The 5,552-nt window shown below is 71.6% G+C and carries 3 protein-coding genes; 2 read left to right on the forward strand and 1 reads right to left on the reverse strand.

The features are described from left to right. Positions 1 to 2,129, reverse strand: a 2,129-nt coding sequence (locus AB0I73_RS40065; RefSeq protein ID WP_363045321.1) for a type I polyketide synthase, incomplete at its 3' end; no start/stop codon positions are given. 361 nt (positions 2,130 to 2,490) lie between these two features. Between AB0I73_RS40065 and AB0I73_RS40070 the strand changes: the two genes are divergently transcribed. Both AB0I73_RS40070 and AB0I73_RS40075 read left to right on the forward strand, forming a co-directional pair. Further along, positions 2,491 to 3,684: a 3-deoxy-7-phosphoheptulonate synthase class II gene (locus AB0I73_RS40070; protein ID WP_363045322.1), complete on the forward strand. Its 1,194-nt coding sequence runs from the start codon at positions 2,491 to 2,493 to the stop codon at positions 3,682 to 3,684. Positions 3,685 to 4,007: 323 nt separating this feature from the next. Further along, positions 4,008 to 5,552: beta-ketoacyl synthase N-terminal-like domain-containing protein (locus AB0I73_RS40075; protein ID WP_363045323.1), on the forward strand; the 1,545-nt coding region annotated here is incomplete at its 3' end.

Here is a 5,552-nt window from a genome sequence, read left to right on the forward strand (position 1 = left end):
TCGGCCGGCTGGGCCAGGGAGACCATGCCGCCCCGCCCGGCCAGCGCGGTGAGCGCCCGCGAACGCAGCGCCACCACCCTGGCCGCGTCCTTGAGGGAGAGGATGCCGGCCACCGCGGCGGCGGCGATCTCCCCCTGGGAGTGGCCGATCACCGCGGCCGGCCGCACCCCGTACGAGCGCCACACCTCGGCCAGCGAGACCATCACCGCCCACAGCACCGGCTGGACCACGTCCACCCGCTCCAGCCCCGGGGCACCCTCCACCCCGCGCACCACGTCCAGCAGCGCCCAGTCGGTGTGCGGGGCCAGCGCCGCCGCGCACTCGGCCATCCGGGCGGCGAACACCGGCGAGGCCTCCAGCAGCCCCACCGCCATCCCGGCCCACTGCGCCCCCTGACCGGGGAACACGAACACCGGCTTGCCGTGGTCCCCCACCGTGCCGCGTGCGGCACCAGCGGGGAGGGTGCCCTCCGCGAGGGCCTGCAGGCGTTCCGTCAGGGAGGCCACGTCGTCGCCGATGACGACGGCCCGGTGGTCGAACGCGGTACGCGTCCGCAGCAGCGACAGTCCGATGTCCTCGATCGCCGGGGCCGGCGCCGCGGCTTGTACGTGTGTGCGCAGTCGGTCGGCCTGGGCCGCCAGAGCGCGTTCCGACCGGGCGGAGATCAACCACGGCACCGGGCCGTTCACGCCCCGGCCGTCCCCGGCGGGTGTCGCGGCGGGAGCCTCGGCCGTGGTGTCGGCCTCGGGGGCCTCCTCGATGACGGCGTGGGCGTTGGTGCCGCTCATGCCGAAGGCGGACACGCCCGCGCGCCGGGGGCGTCCGGGCCGTTCCCACACGCGCTGCTCGGTGAGGAGCTCCACCGCGCCGGCCGTCCAGTCCACGTGAGTGGAGGGGGTGTCCACGTGCAGGGTGCGCGGCATGGCCCCGTGGCGCATGGCCATGACCATTTTGATGACGCCACCCACGCCGGCGGCGGCCTGGGTGTGGCCGATGTTCGACTTCAGGGAGCCCAGCCACAGCGGCCGGTCCGCGGGACGGTCCTGGCCGTAGGTGGCCAGCAGCGCCTGCGCCTCGATCGGGTCGCCCAGCTTGGTGCCGGTGCCGTGCGCCTCGACCGCGTCGACGTCCGCCGCGGTGAGCCGGGCGTCGGCGAGGGCATCGAGGATGACGCGCTGCTGGGCGGGGCCGTTGGGGGCGGTCAGACCGCTGCTGGCACCGTCCTGGTTGACCGCGGAGCCGCGGATGACCGCGAGGACCTGGTGGCCGTTGCGGCGGGCGTCCGACAGCCGCTCGAGCAGCAGCATGCCCACGCCCTCGCCCCAGCCGGTGCCGTCGGCGGCATCGGAGAAGGCCTTGCAGCGGCCGTCGGAGGCCATCGCGCCCTGCTTGCTGAATTCCTGGAAGGTGCCCGGCGTCGACATCAGGGCGACACCACCGGCGGCGGCGAGGGAGCACTCCTGGTTGCGCAGCGCCTGGCAGGCCCAGTGCAGGGCGACGAGGGACGACGAGCAGGCCGTGTCCACGGTCGCGGCCGGGCCTTCCAGACCGAGGGAGTAGGAGATGCGACCGGAGATGACGCTGGCCGAACCGCCGACGACAACATGGCCCTCGACGTTCTCGGCGCTGTTCGGCAGCAGCATCGGATAGTCCTGGCCGTTCGTGCCGACGTACACACCGGTACGGCTGCCGCGCAGCGACTCGGGCTCGATGCCGGCCCGCTCGAACAGCTCCCAGGACGTCTCCAGAACAATGCGCTGCTGCGGATCCATGGCGAGGGCCTCGCGCGGCGAGATCCCGAAGAACGCGGCGTCGAACCGTGTGGCGTCGTACAGGAAACCGCCCTGGTCGCTGTGTGAGGCGCCCGAGCCGTCCGGGTCGCCGCCGGTCAGCCCCGCCAGGTCCCAGCCACGGTCCTCGGGCAGCGCGCCCATGGCGTCCGTGCCCTCGGCCACCAGCCGCCACAGGTCCTCGGGCGACTCGACGCCGCCCGGGTAGCGGCAGCTCATGGAGACGATCGCGATCGGCTCCTGCACACCGGTATCGACCTCGTGCAGTCGCTGCTTCGCCTGACGCAGCTCAGCGGTCATCCACTTCAGGTGCTCAAGCAGCTTTTCTTCGCGCGTCATGGAAACGTCCCGCCCTCTTGGGAGCCGTCGCTCTCTCGTCCGTTCATGGCGACCAGGCTTGCGTCCGGATCGATGCCCATGGATGACGGAAACGGCGGCCGACAAGCGGCGCCATCGAAAGCACCCATGATCGCCCTCACCAGGGGAAGTTATGCAGCAAAATCGCCGCCCACAACCCCTAATAGTCGACCCTCGAGCGTCTCTGAATGTCGTCTGGCCAGGGGTTCCAGTCATGATCCAGTGGGATTCGAGTCCGTCTGGATCGACTGTGTGCTGACTGTCTTCCGCGCGGCAGGACGATCGTCGTGCCTGCTGGTCCGGCCGGTGTATGGACTTCCCTGCGACACGACGAGGCCGCCTGATGCAAAGACTTCTGCTGAATTCCGTTCCCCAGCGGCCGGAATGGCCCGACCCGGCGGCTCTGGACGAGGTCCGGCGCTGCCTTGCAGCGAGCCTGCCGATCGTCCTGCCGCGGGAGAGCGACCTGCTCCGGCGCCGCCTTGCGGCGGTCGCCGAGGGCCGCGCCCTGCTCCTGCAGGGAGGTGACTGCGCCGAGCCGCTGCACACCTCCCTGGACGACATCGAGAGCCGGCTCGACACCCTTACCCGGATGGCGTCCCTGCTGTCCGGTTCCGTCCTCCTGCCCGTGGTCGTCGTCGGCCGGATGGCGGGCCAGTTCGCCAAGCCCCGGTCCAGCGCGTACGAGGTCCGCGACGCCGTCACCCTACCCTCGTACCGGGGCGATTCGGTCAACGGGCCGGACTTCACCCCCGAGAGCCGCACTGCCGACCCCTACCGGATGCTGCGCGCCCACCAGGCCTCCGCGGCGACCATGAACCTCGTCCGTGCCCTCGTCGACGGCCGCTCCACCACCACGGCCGCCCAGGTCCCGGAAGAGATGTTCGTCTCTCACGAGGCGCTGCTGCTCGACTACGAGATCCCGCTGACCCGCGTCGACCCCGGCACGGGCCGCACCTACGCCGGAACGGGCCACCTGTTGTGGGCCGGTGAACGCACCCGCGACCCCGACGGCACGCACATCGCCTTCCTGGCCGGGGTCGATAACCCGGTCGCTGTGAAGGTCGGCCCCACGGCCGAGCCCGACGAACTGCTGGCCCTCGTCGAACGCCTCGACCCCCACCGGCAGCCCGGCCGCCTCACCTTCGTCGTCCGCATGGGCGCCGGGACCGTCCGCGAACAGCTGCCCCTGCTCGTGGAGAAGGTCACCGCCTCCGGGGCCCGCGTCGGCTGGGTCTGCGACCCGATGCACGGCAACACCTACACCTCCCCGACCGGCCACAAGACCCGCGCCTTCGATGCGATCCTCGACGAGATCAGGGGCTTCTTCGAGGTGCACCAAGCCCTGGGCACCCACCCGGGCGGAATCCACCTGGAGATGACCGGGCAGGACGTCACGGAGTGTGTGGGCGGCTCGGCCGGGATCGGCCACGACGACCTGCCGCTCCGCTACGAGTCCGCCTGCGACCCCCGCCTCAACCGCGAGCAGTCCCTGGATCTCGCACGGCATGTCGCCGGCATCGCCGCCCGGAGATGACCCCCTTGTCGTTCCCCTGTCGCTCCCCCTGTTTAGGGGGGCTCCCCTGAAATCAGGGGTTGAGGGCTGCTGGGAGGCCGGAATACCCTCTCGCCGAGATCTCTTTCGAGCGAGGTCTCCGTCGAGGGAAAATCCGAGGAGAACAAACCCGCTCGAGGCGGACTCGAGTCCCGAACGGGTTCTCGTTCGGTACTTTCCTCACCGGGAACTGCAGAGTCCCCGGAATCCTCCTGAAGTCCGCAGCTTCCTGCGGGAAACGCAGGGAATTCCCCCCGGGGCTCTGCGTGGACGCAATGCGCTGGCTGCTGCCCAGGGTGGGATGAATGGCGAACGAAGAGACGCTCCGGGATTACCTGAAACTGGTCGCGGCGGACCTGCACCAGACACGCCAGCGCCTGCGAGAGGTGGAAGCCCGCGACAGCGAGCCCATCGCCATCGTCTCGATGGGTTGCCGCTACCCGGGCGGTGTACGCACGCCCGAACAGCTGTGGCAACTGGTGGCCGCCGGTACCGACGCGATAACCGACTTCCCCCAGGACCGCGGCTGGCCCTCCGGTTCGTCAAGCGGCGCGGCCTTCCGTGAAGAAGGCGGGTTCATCCAGGACGCCACGGACTTCGACCCCGCCTTCTTCGGCATCTCGCCGCGCGAGGCCCTGGCCATGGACCCGCAGCAGCGGCTCCTGCTGGAGGTCGTCTGGGAAGCACTCGAAGCCGCCGGCATCACTCCCGAGTCCCTCGCCGGCACCCGCACGGGTGTCTTCACCGGGACCACCGGCCAGGACTACTCCCACCTGCTCACGCCCCCGCCGCCCGGCACCGAGGGCTACATCCTCACCGGCACGGCGGCGAGCGTCGTGTCCGGCCGCATCGCCTACACCCTCGGCCTCGAAGGCCCCGCCGTGTCCGTCGACACGGCCTGCTCCACCTCCCTGGTGAACATCCATCTCGCCGCGCAGGCCCTGCGCAACGGCGAATGTTCGCTCGCCCTCGCCGGCGGCGCCACCGTCATGTCGACGCCCAGCGCGTTCGGCGGCTTCAGCGAGCAGGGCGGACTCGCCGCCGACGCCCGCTGCAAGGCCTTCTCCGCGGCGGCGGACGGCACCACCTGGAGCGAGGGCGTCGGCATCCTCCTCCTGGAGCGGCTGTCCGACGCCCGCCGCAACGGCCACCAGGTCCTCGCCGTCGTGCGCGGCTCCGCGGTCAACCAGGACGGCGCGTCCAACGGCCTGACCGCCCCCAACGGCCCCGCCCAGCAACGCGTCATCCTCGATGCCCTCGCCGACGCCCGGCTCACCGCGGCGGACGTCGACGCGGTCGAGGCGCACGGCACCGGCACCAGGCTCGGCGACCCGATCGAGGCCGAGGCCCTGCTCGCCACGTACGGCCAGGAGCGGCCGGAGGACCGTCCGCTGTGGCTGGGCTCGCTGAAGTCGAACATCGGGCACACGCAGGGCGCCGCCGGCGTGGGCGGCGTCATCAAGATGGTGCAGGCGATGCGCCACGGTGTCCTGCCCAAGACCCTGCACGCCGACGAGCCGACTCCCCACGTCGACTGGACCTCTGGCACCGTCGAACTCCTTCGCGAGCAGACCCCCTGGCCCGCCACCGGCACGCCGCGCCGGGCCGGTGTGTCGTCGTTCGGGATGAGCGGCACCAACGCGCACATCATCGTCGAACAGGCACCCGAGGCCGGTCCCGAGACCGACGAGGGGAACCCTGCCGAGGACACCACGCAGGCCGAGGCCGAGGCCGACGCACCGGCGCTGCACACCTCCGCCGTGCCGTGGGTGCTGTCCGCCAAGAGCGAGCAGGCGCTCGCGGCGCAGGCCGACCGGCTGCTCGCCCACCTCCGTGACCACCCCGCCGCG

It is taken from the genome of Streptomyces sp. NPDC050388, assembly GCF_040655635.1.
GTDB lineage: Bacteria > Actinomycetota > Actinomycetes > Streptomycetales > Streptomycetaceae > Streptomyces.

Bases quoted from the DNA above. Each gene is read 5' to 3' on its own strand.
- AB0I73_RS40070 (WP_363045322.1), top strand. From the start codon at position 2,491: ATGCAAAGACTTCTGCTGAATTCCGTTCCCCAGCGGCCGGAATGGCCC.